The organism is Halodesulfovibrio sp., assembly GCF_025210605.1.
Classification (GTDB): domain Bacteria; phylum Desulfobacterota; class Desulfovibrionia; order Desulfovibrionales; family Desulfovibrionaceae; genus Halodesulfovibrio.
This window is the reverse complement of sequence record NZ_JAOARI010000029.1, coordinates 1-16,682: the sequence shown is the minus strand read 5'-3', so window position 1 is coordinate 16,682 and position 16,682 is coordinate 1. Positions and strand designations below refer to the sequence as shown.

At 42.9% G+C, this 16,682-nt stretch carries 19 protein-coding genes; 13 read left to right on the top strand and 6 right to left on the bottom strand.

Annotation, left to right across the window (positions count from 1 at the left end; translation table 11 throughout):
* Positions 1-7 precede the first annotated feature (7 nt).
* Positions 8-178: a hypothetical protein gene (locus N4A56_RS11155; RefSeq protein ID WP_295547320.1), complete on the bottom strand. Its 171-nt coding sequence runs from the start codon at positions 176-178 to the stop codon at positions 8-10.
* 245 nt (positions 179-423) lie between these two features.
* A complete protein-coding gene (locus N4A56_RS11150; protein ID WP_293669657.1) occupies positions 424-846 on the bottom strand; it encodes a hypothetical protein in 423 nt (140 codons plus the stop codon).
* A gap of 263 nt (positions 847-1,109) precedes the next feature.
* Here N4A56_RS11150 and N4A56_RS11145 point away from each other — a divergent pair, with 263 nt between their 5' ends.
* From N4A56_RS11145 to N4A56_RS11135, 3 genes are all read left to right on the top strand, one after another.
* Positions 1,110-2,462, top strand: a complete 1,353-nt coding sequence (locus N4A56_RS11145; protein ID WP_295547318.1) for an AAA family ATPase — start codon at positions 1,110-1,112, stop codon at positions 2,460-2,462.
* Between the two features lie 149 nt (positions 2,463-2,611).
* The gene (locus tag N4A56_RS11140) at positions 2,612-3,091 is read left to right on the top strand and encodes a hypothetical protein (protein WP_295547317.1); all 480 of its coding nucleotides are present in this window, start codon (positions 2,612-2,614) and stop codon (positions 3,089-3,091) included.
* A 943-nt stretch (positions 3,092-4,034) separates the two neighbouring features.
* Positions 4,035-6,083: a methyl-accepting chemotaxis protein gene (locus N4A56_RS11135; protein ID WP_295547315.1), complete on the top strand. Its 2,049-nt coding sequence runs from the start codon at positions 4,035-4,037 to the stop codon at positions 6,081-6,083.
* 304 nt (positions 6,084-6,387) lie between these two features.
* On the opposite strand, the gene N4A56_RS11130 is transcribed toward N4A56_RS11135, so the two are convergent.
* A complete protein-coding gene (locus tag N4A56_RS11130; RefSeq protein ID WP_295547314.1) occupies positions 6,388-6,831 on the bottom strand; it encodes a hypothetical protein in 444 nt (147 codons plus the stop codon).
* Between the two features lie 646 nt (positions 6,832-7,477).
* Between N4A56_RS11130 and N4A56_RS11125 the strand changes: the two genes are divergently transcribed.
* Complete coding sequence (locus N4A56_RS11125; RefSeq protein ID WP_295547312.1) at positions 7,478-7,663, top strand: hypothetical protein; 186 nt, start codon at positions 7,478-7,480, stop codon at positions 7,661-7,663.
* A gap of 46 nt (positions 7,664-7,709) precedes the next feature.
* On the opposite strand, the gene N4A56_RS11120 is transcribed toward N4A56_RS11125, so the two are convergent.
* Complete coding sequence (locus tag N4A56_RS11120; RefSeq protein ID WP_295547310.1) at positions 7,710-7,964, bottom strand: hypothetical protein; 255 nt, start codon at positions 7,962-7,964, stop codon at positions 7,710-7,712.
* A 234-nt stretch (positions 7,965-8,198) separates the two neighbouring features.
* Between N4A56_RS11120 and N4A56_RS11115 the strand changes: the two genes are divergently transcribed.
* The 6 genes from N4A56_RS11115 to N4A56_RS11090 all read left to right on the top strand — a co-directional run bounded on the left by N4A56_RS11115 (position 8,199) and on the right by N4A56_RS11090 (position 13,011).
* Positions 8,199-8,342, top strand: coding sequence for a hypothetical protein (locus tag N4A56_RS11115; protein ID WP_295547308.1), 144 nt, complete (start codon positions 8,199-8,201; stop codon positions 8,340-8,342).
* A gap of 68 nt (positions 8,343-8,410) precedes the next feature.
* Positions 8,411-8,920 carry a phage regulatory CII family protein gene (locus N4A56_RS11110; RefSeq protein WP_295547304.1) on the top strand — a complete coding sequence of 170 codons (510 nt, stop codon included), beginning with the start codon at positions 8,411-8,413 and terminating at the stop codon, positions 8,918-8,920.
* Positions 8,920-10,329: a toprim domain-containing protein gene (locus tag N4A56_RS11105; protein ID WP_295547301.1), complete on the top strand. Its 1,410-nt coding sequence runs from the start codon at positions 8,920-8,922 to the stop codon at positions 10,327-10,329. The genes N4A56_RS11110 and N4A56_RS11105 overlap by 1 nt, the downstream gene beginning before the upstream one ends.
* A 36-nt stretch (positions 10,330-10,365) precedes the next feature.
* Positions 10,366-11,334, top strand: coding sequence for a hypothetical protein (locus N4A56_RS11100; RefSeq protein WP_295547298.1), 969 nt, complete (start codon positions 10,366-10,368; stop codon positions 11,332-11,334).
* Positions 11,335-11,636: 302 nt separating this feature from the next.
* Positions 11,637-12,506: a DUF4747 family protein gene (locus tag N4A56_RS11095; RefSeq protein WP_295547296.1), complete on the top strand. Its 870-nt coding sequence runs from the start codon at positions 11,637-11,639 to the stop codon at positions 12,504-12,506.
* Position 12,507: 1 nt separating this feature from the next.
* Positions 12,508-13,011 carry a hypothetical protein gene (locus N4A56_RS11090; RefSeq protein WP_295547295.1) on the top strand — a complete coding sequence of 168 codons (504 nt, stop codon included), beginning with the start codon at positions 12,508-12,510 and terminating at the stop codon, positions 13,009-13,011.
* A gap of 55 nt (positions 13,012-13,066) precedes the next feature.
* Here N4A56_RS11090 and N4A56_RS11085 read toward each other — a convergent pair whose 3' ends face one another.
* The gene (locus N4A56_RS11085; RefSeq protein WP_295547294.1) at positions 13,067-13,384 is read right to left on the bottom strand and encodes a hypothetical protein; all 318 of its coding nucleotides are present in this window, start codon (positions 13,382-13,384) and stop codon (positions 13,067-13,069) included.
* Between the two features lie 46 nt (positions 13,385-13,430).
* Here N4A56_RS11085 and N4A56_RS11080 point away from each other — a divergent pair, with 46 nt between their 5' ends.
* Positions 13,431-13,715 carry a hypothetical protein gene (locus N4A56_RS11080; protein ID WP_295547292.1) on the top strand — a complete coding sequence of 95 codons (285 nt, stop codon included), beginning with the start codon at positions 13,431-13,433 and terminating at the stop codon, positions 13,713-13,715.
* Here N4A56_RS11080 and N4A56_RS11075 read toward each other — a convergent pair.
* The gene (locus N4A56_RS11075) at positions 13,712-14,239 is read right to left on the bottom strand and encodes a hypothetical protein (protein ID WP_295547290.1); all 528 of its coding nucleotides are present in this window, start codon (positions 14,237-14,239) and stop codon (positions 13,712-13,714) included. The genes N4A56_RS11080 and N4A56_RS11075 overlap by 4 nt on opposite strands.
* A 432-nt stretch (positions 14,240-14,671) precedes the next feature.
* On the opposite strand from N4A56_RS11075, the gene N4A56_RS11070 reads away from it, so the two are divergent.
* Both N4A56_RS11070 and N4A56_RS11065 read left to right on the top strand, forming a co-directional pair.
* Entirely contained in the window at positions 14,672-15,946 is a 1,275-nt protein-coding gene (locus tag N4A56_RS11070; protein WP_295547287.1) for a PIN domain-containing protein, read from the top strand.
* Between the two features lie 376 nt (positions 15,947-16,322).
* The gene (locus N4A56_RS11065) at positions 16,323-16,529 is read left to right on the top strand and encodes a hypothetical protein (RefSeq protein ID WP_295547286.1); all 207 of its coding nucleotides are present in this window, start codon (positions 16,323-16,325) and stop codon (positions 16,527-16,529) included.
* Positions 16,530-16,682: the final 153 nt, after the last annotated feature.

Sequence of the window (16,682 nt, the reverse complement as noted above, 5' to 3'; positions counted from 1 at the left end):
GTTTGTCTCATCGCTCTTTGAGTTTTCGCTTCACAGTCTTATGGATAACTGTAAGCAAAATTCCGGCTGCAATGCCCGGGAATATCGCGTCGCTAACTTGAGCTAAACCGAGAACTTTTTGCAGCACAAATGTTGCGATGGCTATATAGAAAATGAGAAGAAAAAACATATACTTCATGCATAGCCTCCATACATTGTGTGTCTGCATATACACTGGGCAAGTGGTTTATAGCCCTGTGATTTTCTGCACTACAAGAGTACTGGAAGCGGGGCGTTACTGATAGTATTTCTGCCCACGTCCCATAGTTAATACCTTTAATCAGCCTGTTCGTATAAAATACGTATTTTGAAGATGTTGTGCGGGGGCATGTCGTGTAGTACGTCATGGTCATTTGGTTAGCTTGAAAGGCACGATGACGATACTTATGCAAAAGCGTCATCTACTCCTTTTTTTTCTTGAATAATAGTGTAGCACAGTGCCGCTTCTGGATTAGAAAATGTTTTTGTGCAGCTTAACCCAAGTTTAGATGCTGGCGGGAGTGTAAGCGGCATTTCGCGGGACTCTGTTTCCTCACCGACAACAACGTGCACGCGGAGAATAATGTCGTAGCTATTTTTTTTATCAGGATTAAGGATATATGCGAGGCGTCCTGTGTTGCTGGCTCCACAATGTCCAGAGTAACGCAGAAAGCAAATGTGCTTTCCCCTGCAATGTTCCGGCGAGTTCTGTTGAGAAGAATGCTCTCGGGCAGCGCATAATTCATAATCTTCACGGGTTAATCCAACAGAGCAGCCGAAGTCTTGCTTTATAGAGTCGAAAACACTTTGTGTGGTAACTTTTTGCATATATTTTTCCTGCTGTGGTGCTTGCACGGTTATGGGTATGGACTTGTAATTTTACAAGACGAATGTCGATGGTGGAATTGTATATGTCAGGTTGATTCGTTTTTTTGTGGAGCTTGAATCTAAGGTGCTGAGTGCGAATGAAAAGAGAAGGAAAGAGGGTATGCTTTACTGGACAAAAGACCTGAGTGGACTATAGTAACTGGAAGATTTTTTTAGTGTTGTAGGCTGTGTGTGTGCATCCGAGTCGTATAATGGAGAAGCTGATGATTAAAACTTTAGCACTGAGCAATGTCGGACCCTCTGAGCATCTAGCAATAGACTTTGGGGACAGGCTGACTGTTTTTACAGGCGATAACGGATTGGGGAAGAGTTTCGTTCTGGATGTTGCATGGTGGATGCTCACAAAAGAATGGGCAGGTGAAATGGCAATGCCGAGTTCGTTTATTGCACCTGAACATGGAAAATATAATGCTGACGAGTCCGCAATTATTGGGAAGTTTGACTCAATTGTTACTGAAGATACGATTCAGAAATATGTGTTTCAGCGGTTAGGGCAAGTTTGGAATTGTATGCCCACGGATACTAGGGGGCAAAATGGGCGGAATGCACCCAGTGATTCCATTGTTGTCTATATGAAGTATGATGGTACCGTTGCAATGTATGATCCGGTTAAAGCGCAAGCGGATGCGTATGCTCGAAAACTTATGCAGGAGCGGGTGCATAACTATGAGCAGATGCAGTTATCCTTTTCACATACTACAACACGCATCTATTCGCAGTCTGAATTATGGAATGGAGTTCAGAAGAAGCGCAGACAAGAGTTTAATGGATTAATATCTGATTGGGGAGATTGGCAGCGTGAGGATAATTTTTCGTATACGTGTTTGAAAAAAGGTGTGCGACATCTTTCTCCCAAAAATGAACCGTTCTCTATAGGGAACTTACGTAGAGTTAAAGCGGACGATAGCCGAAAGTTTCCAACAATAAAATCTGAATTCGGAAAAGAGACTCCGTTAATTTATGCTTCTGCCGGTATTCGAAAGATTCTTTCATTACTTTATGCTCTTACCTGGGCATGGAGCGAGCATATTGAGCTATGTGACAAATATTCAATGAAGCCATCGGGCAATATTATTCTGCTTATCGATGAGGTCGAGGCTCACTTACATCCACAATGGCAACGCAGTATTTTGCAGTCTCTAGAGTCTGTTATGGGTAATCTGCTCATGGGGCAAAATGTTTCTACCCAACTCATATGCACTACACATGCTCCATTAGTATTAGCATCGTTGGAGCCTTTTTTCGATGAAACCGAAGATGTGCTGTACTCTTTCGATTTAAATAGAAAAAAGTGCGAAATCGAGCTTAAAAAAGAAGAATGGATTCGTCGTGGCTCTTCGGCTGCTTGGCTTACAAGCCCTGTTTTCGGTTTGGAAACAGATTCTTCGGAACAGCGTGAGGATGCGATTAAAGAGGCAAAATTGGCAGTGCGCAATCGTGTAGACGAGAAAGAAGCGCAGCTAGTGCATCGCAAGCTGGTGATGACACTGCACCAAGCAGACCCGTTCTGGTCTTTTTGGCGAAGTAGGGCAGAAAAACGGGGATGGAATTTATGATTCCGGTGACTCGAGCTCCAGAGCCCAAAAAATTTAATAAATTAATACGGCAACCGGGAAGAAGGTTTTTAAAACGAAAGCATGTTCAGCAAGGAGATCCTCCGCCTGCTAATTTCTCTTGGCGAAGATATTGGAGCAGAGCTATTCCGATGCTGCATAAAAGTTATCATGATATTTGTGCATATCTCGCCGTATACCTTGACCCAGATACAGACGGGGCGGGTAACCGTGAAGGTAGTGTAGAACATTTTATTCCTAAAGCACAGGATGCGTGGCAAGCCTATGAATGGAAAAATTACTTGCTTGCTGACAGACGTGTGAATTCGAATCGTGGGCAGGAAGTTATTGTTTGTCCTTTCGATTTAGATTTTTATCCATTCGAATTGATGCTGGAAACTGGAATGATAGCTGTCTCAGAAGAGTTAACACCGGAGCAGGAAGAGCAGGCATACATTATATTAGATGTATTGCAGTTGGATAAAGAAGCATTCGATAGTGAGCGTGCTGAATATTATGCTCGATATAAAGATCGTACCCGCGAGGATGCTTTGACAAACGCACAAATTGCTCGGTTCGCACCATTTATCTGGCATGAGATTAAACGGCAGGGGCTCGTTATATCTGAGTGATAAGTACAATCTCTTCGTTGCATTAACAGGCTGTGTGCATACAGTGAAAGTTTTTTAGTGATTACTTTTGAGAGGCTGTAACGAGCCATAAGTGATTTCAAAACGTTAGAGCATATTTATATTAGAGCTTCTATTAGTAAGTAGAAGCTTTTTTTGTTGCTGGCATAAGTATGACCTTACTGAAAATAAAATGATAAACATATGCAGTGAATGTTGTAGTTCCAAATAAAGAAGTAAAACTTCTATTACTAATGTATTATTTCGATTTTTTTAATTTGAAGTGCTAACTAATTTATTAATGTTGTTAAGTTTTTTATTCTATGATAGTTGAGCCAACCGCTTATGCTAAGCCAGCTTTTATCATTGGGGGGAAATCTACAGTAAGACAATACGCCTCGTCATACTGTAAGATTACAATAAAATCTGCTTTGTGGTGAAAACGTACCATGAATACAGAAAAAATGTTGGCGGCAGCAAAGTATTCGCTATTACTATCACAATAACCTATGAGAGATCATTAGAGTTGTATTAATGGCTGTGTAACTTTTTTATGCAGTTCGTTGTGCTCAAGATAGTGAAGAGTAGATTTCTTCGTGTATATTGAGTCATTCATAAGTTTTTGTGTGTAGTAAGTTGCAATGCCGATACTTCTTCCTTTGATTTTCAGGCAACAAGTACATTCAAACGATCATGCCTAGTGACTTTTTTGCAATTGCAATTAAAGAAAACGAATTGGTTCCCGATGAGAGTGTTACTGTTTAACTGGTCAGTGAGTTTATACTGACTGTACTGTTGCCGATGCCGAAAGCTGCGTGAAAGCTGAGCGTACTAATCGATAATGTTGAACTTTTCTATGCGGGTGGAAAAGGATAGCTGGCGCAATTATTCAACATTACGGGACAACATACAGATTGTGCCATTTGGTTAATTTAAGGGGAAAATTATGAATTGGAATTTACGGAACAGGTTTTTAGTCCCTACATTAGTTGCAATGTGCTTGGTTCTTGGAACAGTAACCTACACATCCTTCACATTAGCTGAAAAGGCATTAACAGACGCAACGTTGCATCACGCAGAGCAATTAGCAGAAAACATTCAAAAAAAGCTGAATCTTTGGGTTGTGGGGATCCAAACAGATTTAATGCAGCTTGAAGGATTTTCTGTTTTTAACCGGTTGGCATCTATTGATAGCGAACAGGTTGATGATTTGCGGATAGCACAGAACGCGTTAAAAAATTTCGAGGAAGCCTACACATATTACGATGGTGTCGGTCTATTTGGGCTTGACGGTAAGCCAATAGTTTATCGTGCTACTGTAGGAGAGAGTACGACTTCGAATATCGACCTTTCTTCTTTTCAGTATTTTAGAGATGCCATTCAAGGGCGGGCAACTGTATCAGATGCTATACAAAGTTTGGTGACTGGTAAGCCTATTGTTGCCGTTGCTCGACCATACCTTGTTAACGGTGAGATTAAAGGTGCTTTTGTTGGTGCTGTCGATTTAACAAGCTTTTCTAAATCGTTTGTCGATTCTATCAAGCTGGGCAAGACAGGTCATGCTTTTATGATGGCAAAATCAGGCTATCTATGTGCACATCCAGACAGCAACCGTATTATGAAAGAGCGCCCCGTTGATAATGATTGGGGCAAAGAGATGCGCCGTAACAAAGAAGGGCTTGTTCGATTTTCTGCGAATGGCGTTACCAAAATGGTATTTTACAAAACTGAATCTAAAACAGGTTGGGTTGTAGGGGTTGCTGCCAACGAAGATGATATTCTTTCTTCGATTGCGGCTATTCGTACAAGTAGCATTGCAATCAGTTTAGGCGGTATTTTAGCAATGGGGATAGTTGTATTCCTTATTGTGCGCAGCATTGCAGGAAACGTCAAAAAATGTGTGGTATTTGCTGAAGCGGTTGCTGCGGGTGATTTGGATCATACGTTGCAACTTAAGCGAAAAGATGAAATTGGCGCAATGTCTGTTTCACTGAACACGATGGTTGCTCGCCTGAAAGAAATGATTCTAATGGCAGAAAGCAAAACCTTGGAAGCTGAAGAAGAGTCGAAAAAAGCACAAATTGCTATGAAGGATGCTGAAAACGCTCGTAAGGAAGCTGAAAATGCGAAGCGTGAAGGCATGTTGCAGGCAGCGGAACAGCTTGAAGGAATTGTTGAAGGTGTAACGGTTGCCAGTGAAGATTTATCCAGACTTGTTCAGGAGGCAGTAAATGGGTCACATGCTCAGCGGGAACGTGCTACTGACTCTGCGACTGCTATTGAGCAAATGAACGCCACCGTTTTGGAAGTTGCGAGAAGTGCTGGCGAGGCAGCAGAGCAAGCGAGTGCTGCGCGTGAGAAAGCAGAAAGCGGTGCTTCTGTGGTTGAAGTTGCAATGGACTCTATTGCTGAAGTTGACCAATATTCAAGCGGGTTGCGAGATAGCCTCGAAGATTTGGGTAAGCGCGCATTAAATATTGAGTCTGTTATGACTGTCATTACTGATATAGCAGATCAAACGAACTTACTTGCATTAAACGCAGCAATTGAAGCGGCTAGAGCTGGCGAAGCAGGGCGCGGATTTGCCGTAGTTGCAGACGAAGTGCGCAAGCTTGCAGAAAAAACTATGCTTGCAACTACCGAAGTAGACGAAGCTATTCGAGCAATTCAAAACGCTTCACGCGAAAATGAACAGTGCATGAATCAAGCTTCCGAAGCTGTCGCAAAATCCACAGAGTATTCACAAAAATCAGGTGAAGCATTACGCTCTATTGTTGACATTGTTATTACGAACGCAGATCAGGTGAATTCTATTGCAGCGGCAAGCGAGCAGCAGTCTGCTGCTTCCGAGCAGATTAGCCGTGGTTCTGAAGACGTAAACCGTATTGCAACCGAAACTGTAGAGTCTATGGCGCACGCTCAAGATGCTGTGGGCAAGCTCATTACTATGACAACAGAACTCCAGAAGCTTATTGAGCACTTGAAGGTTCATTAAGTTCAAGCTGACAACATAACTTGCAAGTGCAGAGCTTGATCTGCACTAGACAGGTATATTGCCGCAAAGGCTCTCGATATGTTGAGAACCTTTGCGGTTTTTTTGTATCAGCAGAATAGAGTCTGTAGCTTGTTTTTTTAAACGGAGGGGGCTGATAGCATCAGAGAGCTGTTAGGTAGTAATCTATTAGGCGCATGGCATACTAAAAACAAAGCGAAATAATGTGAGGATGATGTAATCAATTGGTGCTACCGTATATTTTCATACTATACTTAAATATAGGCTACGGCGCGTGGTGGAAATGTTATTGGCGCTTAAGTGTGTTCAATTTATCTGCAAGCCAGACTTTAATGAGCGACTGGCTGCTGATTTCAAGTAGCTCGGCTTGCTGGCTTAATGCGTTAATCATCCATTCAGGTGCGGTAAACGAAATTATGTTGTCAGGATTCTCTACTGCTGGTTGCGGCGGGGTGCGCTGCGTTGTAGCGGGATTTGTTGTAAAAAAAGCATCTCTAGTGAGTGCATCAAGAGGAATGTTGAGTGCATTGGCGTATCGAAGCATATCTCCAAATGTCGTGTTCTCGCCACCGACTCTGTTTTCATTATCTAAAAGCCAGCGTGAAACAGTGCCTTTGCGAACACCCATAATGTTGCCTATTTCTTCGAGAGTATGCTTTTCGTCGCGCAATGATCTGATTTTTTGCATGATAATTGACCATGCGTAGGCGGTTTCGTCATTTTTATTCATGCTACACCTATATTAGGGCAAGGTTGAAGGTAGTTCCGTATATAGCATTGAGTAGTATCGCAGACTTTGTAAAGTTACAAATAGTAGCTTGGTGGTTCGGGGTGAGCGGGGATGACAAAATTTTTGCAAAATCGAGTCACAAATCGAGTCACAAATTTTTTACGAGTCACGAAAAACAAAAAAAGGACTTCTCTGTTTAAGGAGAAGACCTTTTATTTAGCCGTGTTCTGGCGGAGAGAGAGGACATCCAATAGCACTGCTAATCATCTGTTTTTACGACTTTTAGCCGTTTTCAGAAAAAAATGTACCCCCAACGTGTTGGAGCGAGGTGGTTGCATAAAAATACCATGTCGGCCTCCTCTGATTCGCTTTTTAGGCACCATGCCATAATTTAATCCGGAGGCCGACATGGTATTTTTAAGAGTTGGCACAGTGTGTTGTTCTATGTCTTAGCTGAGACAAAGCATAGGGCTTCACTCCCTAAGTATCAATAAGCGTTTAGGGAAAAAATCCCGGTTACTATATTTCATGAGTGAAACGGAACTCCCTAGAAGTTTCAAGATAATTGGTTGACGCAACGAAAGCCGCAGAGTATCGGCGGTGAATGACTCAGGAATTAAAAAGACACACATTGGCGGGGGGATGTATGAAAGAATCTGAAGCGATCGAGGAAATATACAAAGCCATTTCAGCAGTACGCTTTTGCGCCACAAATGCACCGTTGGGATTGGGGGATATTTTGTTTGATCAGTGCTCGAGGCTGGAGGTAGCGCTGACTGTAATAGAACAGCAAGAGGCAACGCATTCAGCGAAAGATAACAGCGAACAGTAGTTGTAGAATAAAGAAAAAGCTCGAACCGTAATGGTTCGAGCTTTTTCTATATCTGGTTAAATTCTTTCTCTACGTGCCATAACAGCGTCGGCAGATCTGTGCCCAGAACTTGCGCGATATCGTAGGCTTCATGAATTGCGATCTTCCGGGGTTTATTCTTTCCTTCCACTCCTCGAATGCTTCTCCATAGTCTTCCGCCGTCTGGTGGGCCGAAGGCACGTCTTCCAAATTCGTTATGCGAAATGCCTGTTTCTTCGATCTTTTCGCATAACACTTCCACAAATTTTCTTTCAAAAGCCATGCTATTCTTCATTCCTTCTTTGTATGGGAATTTTTCCCCTAAGAAAAGTGGGAAAAAGCCCCTTGGCTAAAACGGGAAAAATCCTCTAACTTTTGCCGCATGAAAACACTAGCTTACGAAAAAAACATCGAGCGGCTTAAGGCAAGGTTTAAAACTTACTCCAATGCGGCACGCTACATGCGGATGGACATTCGCCACTTTCGCTACCAGCGGTGCAATCCTAACAAGTTCGGGATGCATCGGGTATCACAGGCAACAAAGATAATGCGCCTGCGAATGCTGCTGACCGTACTTTCTGAAGAGCACGGCGTCTCACGCAAAACAATGGCAGCTGCACTGCGCGAGGCAGATACCCGCATCATTTCCGGCAAGTCTTAACTGCGAGCCAGTCTAGGTTTTTTCCCGCAGTCACTACAGTTTTATGTCTTATTATTAGGAGAAATATTATGAATTCAACGTACACAGATGGCTCAATGGTTCGCGATAACTGCTACTCACTCCACAAAATAGGACCGGAGGATGCTTTTAAGCTGGCGCTCGAGCGTTCCGGCATGACCTGGCAGAAGCTTTCCAAAGAAATGGGTTGGGCAGAATCCCACACCAAGCGTGTATTTAGCCTGGAACGTTATTTTCCTACTTATGAAGATCTCCCAAAATTCTGCAGCACCGTGGGCAACATGGTGATTATCAACTGGCTGCAGGTTCAGGCTATGCAGTATGGCATGGAACATAAGCATGCAGATGTGGACTGCCAGAGCCTTGTTTTTAGAATCAGCAAGCTGTTCGGTGAGACTAGCGATGTAGGACAGGAAGCACATAGCGCCGTTGCAGATGGCGTGCTCGAGCCCAAAGAGCTCCGCCGCATTATCGGCGAGTTAAACGACGTGGTAAACACCTCGCTCGATATGATTGCAGACCTGCGCCAGCTTGAACGCAAACTGAAAGCGGAGCAGTAATGTCAACAGTGATTGCTTCTTCAGATTATCGAGTTGGGGCGGCGGATATTGTTAAGGCGTTGTTGGGTGATGCGCGTTTTACATTAAAAGAACAAGGGGGCTACCTTCGGGGTGGCCCTTGTCCTTCGTGCGGTAAGAACGAGCTTTTCACCAGCATCGAAAAGCCTTGGATTCTTAAATGTAGCCGGCTGAATAAATGTGGATGGGAAGAAACAACGCGCGAGTTGCTTCCGGAGCTTTTTGAAAACATAGCAGAAAAGTACACGCCTACTCAGCAAGAGCCCAACCGTACTGCAGAGGCATACCTTGGGCTGAATCGTGGATTCGACATATCGAAACTCCGCGGTGTGTATGAGCAGGGTTTCTTCCAGTATCCGAATAGTCCGCATATGACTCCAACAGTGCGCGTGTATATGAACGAGGAGCGTTCTGCATGGTGGGAACGCTTAATCAATCCGCTCTCCGGAAGGCGTAAAGCAAATTTTAAAGGTGACTACAAAGGCACAGCGTGGACACTGCCGCAGTTTCAGCTGGAGAAAGGCGAGCGCTGCTTTTTGGTAGAAGGATTTTTTCACAACGTCGCGCTACTTCATGCGGGGCGCAAAGCTGCCACGTGTTGGTCGTGTAGTAATTTTCCTGAAAAGTTTATTGAGCAGCACAAGGGTAAAAACATCCGGTGGACGATCGCACTTGATGCAGATCCTGCAGGACAAAAAGCTGCGAAGAAGTTTGCCCGGTTGATTGAGAACATGGGAGAGCGCTGCGAAGTGCTGATTCTGCCTTCTGGCGGAAAAGACTGGGACGACTACCACCGCACCAATTCCATCACCGGCGCATTCATTAAGAACTGCTTGTACTACGGTCGGCTGTTTATGGCGGCTACAGCGAACGAAAAAGCCTACCACCATTACCTGCGGCACGAGCTACGCTACTACATTATTGATTTCGACAATTGCATGTACCGCATCGAGTGCGGAGAGAAATTTCAAGAAGCGCTGGAAACAGCCGCTGCTGTGCGTAGAAATAAAGAAGAGCAGGAAACAGCTGAAGATTCGGCAGAGAAGGACAAGCCGGAACAGAAGGAAGATATGGATTGGCGTAGAGTCATTCTGGAGTCACCAAAAGGGTGGGACATCTTCCTGCAGCATGCAGACGTAACTAATATAAGTAACGTCTTTCCGGAGATGCTTTACCACGAGGCGGATGAGCTTATGGAAAAGGAACAATACTACGTTATGCGTATTAATTTCCCCCGTAAGGCGCCCGTAATTATTCAGTTGGAAGGCTCGTATCTTTCCAGCGCCCAAAACTTTGCAGCTGCATTGCTGAGCAAAACAGCCGGTGGCGATTTCTCCGGAACAAATGGCGACTTCCTGCATCTGCGAAAACGCTGGCTCAACATTGCCTAGGACAAAAGCAACACCACAGTAAAATACCTAGGCTACGTGCCCACCGTAAACGCTTATCTGTTTGATGATGCAGCCTTCTACAAAGGCAAGCAGATTAAAATGAACAACGAAGGCTACTACCAGATTGGTGATAGAGGCATACGTCCTATCCTGAAGGGCTTAAACATTACTACAGATGGTGTGTTCGACCCAAACTGGCTGGAAAACTACGTGAAGGCATTCCACTGGCAGGGACTTGCCTTGCTAGCGTTCTGGCTCGGTTCGCTCTTTGCGCAACAGATCCGTGAGGAGCAGAAGTCGTTTCCGTTCTTCGAGCTCACTGGTGAACCCGGGGCGGGCAAATCTACCATTCTTGAATTTTTATGGAAGTGCACAGGTCGTAATGGATATGAAGGTTTTGATATTCTGAAAGCGACAGCTGCAGGGCAGCGCAGGGCGTTTAGTCAGCTTTCTAATCTGCCCACTGTTCTTATTGAATCCGACCGCGATAACGGCAGTAAAGATGGCAGAGTGAAGATGTTTGACATGGACCACTGCAAGCCGTTCTACAACGGGCGTGGCACAGGCACCAGAGGCGTGAATAATGGCGGCAACGAGGTGTACGACACAATCTTTCAAGGAACGCTTGTTATCTCGCAGAACGCAGAGGTTGGCGGCTCTGAAGCATTGCTGGAGCGTATTGTTTACTGCCATGCAAGTAAAGATCATCACAGCGTGGGCACCAGAGATTTAGCCAGATGGTTTGAGAGACAGACTGCCGAAAACGTAGGCGGCTTTTTGCGTTGTGCCCTGCGGTCGGAAAAGAAAATTTTAGATACCTACTTTGTAGCGTTTAGCCGGTACGAGGAACAGTTCGGGCATGAATTGGAGAACCTGCGTATATTAAAGAACCACGCGCAAATTGTCGCATGCGGTGCAGCGCTGAGCGTTCTGTTTCCGCAAATGACACAACAGAGAGTAGATAAGCTGGCACAGTACCTATTGGAACGCGCAAAAACACACTAGGTCACACTACTACTGTGACCCTGTTGTTGTGTTTAAGTGTATGAATATATTCGTAAATTTTATTTTTTGCCTAATTTGGGTCACACTAGTAGTGTGACCTTTATTTAATAATTAATTTAAATGGTTATCTTTTAAAAATGGCTAGGGTCACACAAGTCACACTTGTTAGGAGGGCGTCTAGAGAATAGCCGTAGGTTGGTTTAGAGGGAGATGTTGTAAGTAGGTGTTAACATCTTAGTTGTTATCTGTTAGGCGTTAATCTCCTTAGGTTGTTTTATATACATTTCAAGAAGGAATAACGCATGGCTAGACAACGAACTTTGAAGCTCGCAATCTTGAATATTAAAATTGGACCTCCTCATTCTCCTCAAAACTATATTCGTCTGTTTGAAATGCTGAACGAATTACAGCCAGAAGAAAAATTGCTTGGTGAACGGCAGGTAAAGTTTATTCGTTCTGAAGCTGTTGGTGGGGCTCATCAAAATGGAATGATAGGACAGTTCTTTAGCTACACGGAGATTCAAGGCCAATGGCTGGACATGAGTAGCTTAGAACCGCTGCTGGATGAGGAAGGTAATCCCATTACCCCTGTTAGAACTAACCTGAAGCCAAACATGAAAACTATTAACTTTGTGTTTTATCCAGAAGGGCACCGTCTTATGTATATCGTTAACGATGGTCCCGGGGTAAAAAACTTTGCAAAGTGCTTCCGCCGCATGGTTAACCAGCCTGAGTTCCAAGAGGCGTTCGGTGAAGTGTTTGTAGAGGTTGAACAGGATGAAGATTCTATTGCGCGAATCTTGCGCCTGCCTAACAAGACAAAGCTTGAGATTGATTTCTCTCTTCCAAATCCAGATGCCTTTGGTGACTTAGCTCAGGAGCTGCAAGAGAAGATTCAATCGCAAAATGTTGCGCGATTTAATCAGAAAATGACAGGTCGTAAGGACGGAGAAGGTATTGAGCCAGACGAAGAAACTACAGCTCTTATGGATATTGCTGTCTCAAACGGTTCCGTTAGCGCAGTAGGGCATGATGGCACTAAAAAAGTGTATGAATCTACAGCGTCTTATCCTAAGGTAGACAGCACTAAATATGACCCGCAGCAAACAACAATGTTAGCGTATTTGCTTAACAGAGGCCAAACGCTAATCAGGCAATTAAGAAGTAGATAATATGACAGAAACTACATCGCAGAAATCAAATGGACATAGCAGCTATTGGCATTGTTATGGTGGGTGGAAAGCTTTTTTCACTTCTGGGTATCTGTGGAGCAGTTTCATTGTTGCATTACTTATTGTTGTCATGCCGAAAAATAAACCAATGTACTGGCAGCAATATGCCCTTACTATTCTTCCTGCATTGCTTGCAGTTAGTTTAACTGGTTTTGCGGTTATCGTTGCGTTTTTTCAAGGACGAGATGATCCAATATTGAAGAGCGGAACCCATAATGCTGTGAAAGTAAGCCCGTACTTGAAAGTAAGTGGTAGTTTTGCACACTTTATTCGTGTGCAGGTTTTTGTGCTAGGGTTTGCCTTGTTATTTGATGATCTAAAGGAAGAGGGCGCTCAGCTTACATTCTTCGGAATATGGGGCCTGCTTTATGCCATCAGTCTAACGCTCAGTGTGGTGGAAGCATTATTCCTCTTCTCGTGGGTTGATGATCAACGGGCACCATAAAAAAATGAAGTAAATAGAAACTCCCCCAGCCAATGGTTGGGGGAGATTTTTTGTTTTAAAAACGGCTTTCAATTTGCGCATAAAGCTTTTCGGCTTCAGTTTCGATAAATGGCAGATGCTCAGATTTGAGTTTCCATTTAGAAAAGTGGCTTGTTATGAAAAAGGCTGATGTTTTTGGGTCAGAATTCAGCTTAATCGCCTCTTGAAGGATTTTTAGATAGCTCCCATCGTTATTATAGGCACATAGAGCAAGTAGGCATAGTTCATCAATAGAAAGTATAAAGATGTTTTCAGGTGGGAGTATTGTAGGATCTATTGACCCATTACTAATTTCACGGTCAAATTTTTCTTTAAAGTATGCATTCCAAGTCATTTGAGGTGATCCAAGACATAAAGGCGAATAGGTGACAACAATATGAATGAAATTTGTTGCATCACCCTTTTCTTTGACAACTTTTGCAAGGTTAAAACCTTGTCTAATACCTTTGACTATAGTTGACTTTAGTGCGCGTGGAATAATTTTAGGCGTAGGGGCAAAAAGAGCTGTGCCTGTTAGTGCAGTTGATTTGAATTCAAAGCTTATCGCAGTGTATTTCTCAATGAGTAGCGCGTCTGTCTTTTTCTCCGACTTTACTTTGTATGTACTTTCTATTTCTGCTTCAGAAAGTACTTTAAAATCTGTTGCATCTTCTAGTGCTTTTTAAAGAAATTGTTCGAATTTCTTGGCTAGCTCATCTGAAACATCATCATTGCCATACGATTTTACTTCATTAAAGAAATAGTTACTTACAGAGCTTTGTAGTGCATGGTAGCTGATTAATGAAAGTTTGTTTTCTGCAAGTAAAAAAGGGTAGTTCATGATGGGGGAGCGATCATTTAACTTATATAGCTTGCTCTTGGCTTTTTGGGCGTGATCTTTCAGTAGTTCAGTGAGTTCATGTGGAGTCTTACATAGTGCACTGTAGAATTTAACAATCTCATCAAGAGAAAACTTGGCTGAGTTAAGAATTTTAATATGAGCGCTTCGTTTGTTTACATCAATCACAGAATCCATTGTGCTGATAGCAACTTGCATCTCAGCAAACAGCTGAGGAGTTATTTGGTATTTTTCGGTAAAATACTTTTCAAAGTGAGGAGAGTTGCAAAATAGGTAATTCATGCGAGCAACATGGTTTCTGCTAAAGTTGCTTTGAAAATCTAGCTGTGGTGGAAGCATTGCTGCCATCATTGAGGCAACCCCTTCGTCCAGCATGTTTGTATGATATGAAGCTTGAATTTTAAATACTTAATTGTAGATTTGGGAATAGAAGCGATGCGTTAATTTTCGTCTGTGCGCAGAGCGTTCACAGTTGCATGCAGCAAATTTTAAAACAAGAAAGTGGAGCCATACGACTCCATGCTTTGTGTTTCGTAATTCTTTTTTTTGGATTGCTGTGCTCACAGTTGTGCATGTGCTGGGTTGCCATTTTAAAAAAATCATTAAATTTGAAGCACCGAAACTTTCTTGAAATTCGTTCGAAATGTTTTTCAAACTTTTGATACTGCTCTTCTGTCATTGTTAGCTCCGCATTAAAAGTCGACTGTAAGTGCATCTTTACACTTTTTGGTACTTCAAGTAACCCCAAGAAACAAATTGAAATATGTTTCTTGGGGAATTTTTATGCGCCAGACATTTCGCGGCTTTTACAGTGATGAAAGTAGAATTGATGAAGTCTTGAAGAGTGACTCTACACGCATTATTTTTGATACAAACGTATTACTGAACTTGTATAATTATCACGATAAAACTCGTGAAAACTTCTTTGAGACACTGAAAAAGTTAGAAGATAAGCTTTGGCTCCCTTACCACGTTGTGCTTGAGTACCAGCGTCGTAGGGTTGCAGTCTTGCGTCGTGAAAAGAAGAAGTTTCATATTTTGAAGAGCACTGCTGATAGCTGCTTAGAGCAACTCGGCAAGGTGAAAGATCAGGCGCTATTCAAACGTATTCCTGAAGTGAAGACGATCACCGACGAATATCGCGAAAAGCTTTCTCCAATTCTCGAGGAATACAAAGAAAAGATTGAAGAGCTTAATAAGTCGCAGCTTGCAGCTCCTAAGAATGACCCGATACGTGGAGTTATCACAGACTTGTTTGATGGTCGGGTCGGCGACATTCCCAGCAAAGAATGGATGGAGGCACTTGTAGCTGAGGGGGAAACGCGATTCGAAGCTAAAGTTCCTCCAGGCTATCGAGATGAAAAGAAAGATAAGGCTGAGATTCCTGAATTTACTTATGCTGGATTGAATTATCTTAATAAGCTTGGAGACCTGATCATTTGGAAGCAGCTGATCGAAATGGCACAAGCGGAAGATGATATAAAAAATATCGTCTTTGTTACCGACGATGGTAAAGAAGACTGGTGGCATCTAGATCAATCTTCAAATAAAGAAAAAATTGGTGCACGCGCTGAGTTACGTGAAGAAATTTGCGACAAAGGAAATATTGAACATTTCTCAATGTATGATTCGGCAGAGTTTTTGAAGCAAGCAGCAGAAGCCGTAAATGTTGCTTTGGATGAAGCTTCAGTTGATGATGTTAAGTCTCATATTGTATTAGAAAGTGTTATTGCTCTGGAATCGTTGGATTTGGAAAGCATAGCGGAACGTATTAGGTTAGCGGTGGATAATGAAAGTTCTTTTGAAGGAGAAGCTACTTCTCTTGGAATATCTTATGAAGACCAATTTAGAATCCGAAAGAGAGTAAAACGGTTAGTCCATGACCCAAGTGTATTTGAGTTTTTGGAAGAGGTTCAACCTAAAAGGTTGTTTGATGATAGTCTTGCTTATGCAAGACGTCGATTGCTTGAAGATTATTTTGATTATGATCTTGATAATGATGACGATGATGTGTTGTTAGATTATATTATTGATTATGTTGCGCAGTATCGACCTTAGTGTTTTTTTAATGGTGGTAGTTGTACCCTACCATTTGACACCCCCCAAAAAAAACGACATATTTCAACCTAGGTGCTTCAACACACCTAGGTTTTTTGTTTTTCCTCTAGCAGCGGAACCCGCTCCCGTAAGAAGTGTTTTTTTTTGCGTCTATCGTATAGATTCGTGAGTCCCTAGGATTCGTGTATCTGGCGAAAGTAACGCATCAAATTTATATCTACCAATATTTGGTCGGGAGTACGAAGGTGATACAATACCCGTAAGGGGAAAGCCTTCTGCCGTTCTGCTAGACGGTGTTGAAGCTCCCGACCTTTTTTATTTGTGCTGATTCAACACGGTACAGATTGAACCAACATAATCTAGCAGGAGGTGCCTCATGGCACAGAACAACATTTCCATCACCGTAGATCCCATTACTCAGTTGTACGATGTAGCAAGCACCTTACGAATGCTGCACGAAAAGCTCGGCGAAGAGTACCCAGAGCTTAAGCACACATGGTACTCGCTAGAGCGCTCCCTCAATGACTGCCTAGAAGTTCTGGATGCAGACGCAGTAGATGCAGCGCTGAAAAAGCCTGAGTAAAATAAAAGTAGAATGTCCCGTCCTAGAATAAGTTGACGGGTAATAAGGTTATCTAGATGGCTGTAGGACGAATGTCTTGCAGCCATTTTTGATGTACGTATCCAGGCGTCTTCATCTGTAAGCTCAGGTGAGGACGTTCTGTATTATATATGT

Bases quoted from the DNA above. Each gene is read 5' to 3' on its own strand.
- N4A56_RS11095 (WP_295547296.1), top strand. From the start codon at position 11,637: ATGGCTAGACAACGAACTTTGAAGCTCGCAATCTTGAATATTAAAATT.
- N4A56_RS11130 (WP_295547314.1), bottom strand. From the start codon at position 6,831: ATGAATAAAAATGACGAAACCGCCTACGCATGGTCAATTATCATGCAA.
- N4A56_RS11085 (WP_295547294.1), bottom strand. From the start codon at position 13,384: ATGACTTGGAATGCATACTTTAAAGAAAAATTTGACCGTGAAATTAGT.
- N4A56_RS11150 (WP_293669657.1), bottom strand. From the start codon at position 846: ATGCAAAAAGTTACCACACAAAGTGTTTTCGACTCTATAAAGCAAGAC.
- N4A56_RS11155 (WP_295547320.1), bottom strand. From the start codon at position 178: ATGAAGTATATGTTTTTTCTTCTCATTTTCTATATAGCCATCGCAACA.
- N4A56_RS11065 (WP_295547286.1), top strand. From the start codon at position 16,323: ATGGCACAGAACAACATTTCCATCACCGTAGATCCCATTACTCAGTTG.
- N4A56_RS11140 (WP_295547317.1), top strand. From the start codon at position 2,612: ATGCTGCATAAAAGTTATCATGATATTTGTGCATATCTCGCCGTATAC.
- N4A56_RS11110 (WP_295547304.1), top strand. From the start codon at position 8,411: ATGAATTCAACGTACACAGATGGCTCAATGGTTCGCGATAACTGCTAC.
- N4A56_RS11075 (WP_295547290.1), bottom strand. From the start codon at position 14,239: ATGATGGCAGCAATGCTTCCACCACAGCTAGATTTTCAAAGCAACTTT.
- N4A56_RS11070 (WP_295547287.1), top strand. From the start codon at position 14,672: ATGCGCCAGACATTTCGCGGCTTTTACAGTGATGAAAGTAGAATTGAT.
- N4A56_RS11090 (WP_295547295.1), top strand. From the start codon at position 12,508: ATGACAGAAACTACATCGCAGAAATCAAATGGACATAGCAGCTATTGG.
- N4A56_RS11105 (WP_295547301.1), top strand. From the start codon at position 8,920: ATGTCAACAGTGATTGCTTCTTCAGATTATCGAGTTGGGGCGGCGGAT.
- N4A56_RS11080 (WP_295547292.1), top strand. From the start codon at position 13,431: ATGAAATTTGTTGCATCACCCTTTTCTTTGACAACTTTTGCAAGGTTA.
- N4A56_RS11135 (WP_295547315.1), top strand. From the start codon at position 4,035: ATGAATTGGAATTTACGGAACAGGTTTTTAGTCCCTACATTAGTTGCA.
- N4A56_RS11120 (WP_295547310.1), bottom strand. From the start codon at position 7,964: ATGGCTTTTGAAAGAAAATTTGTGGAAGTGTTATGCGAAAAGATCGAA.
- N4A56_RS11145 (WP_295547318.1), top strand. From the start codon at position 1,110: ATGATTAAAACTTTAGCACTGAGCAATGTCGGACCCTCTGAGCATCTA.
- N4A56_RS11115 (WP_295547308.1), top strand. From the start codon at position 8,199: ATGCATCGGGTATCACAGGCAACAAAGATAATGCGCCTGCGAATGCTG.
- N4A56_RS11125 (WP_295547312.1), top strand. From the start codon at position 7,478: ATGAAAGAATCTGAAGCGATCGAGGAAATATACAAAGCCATTTCAGCA.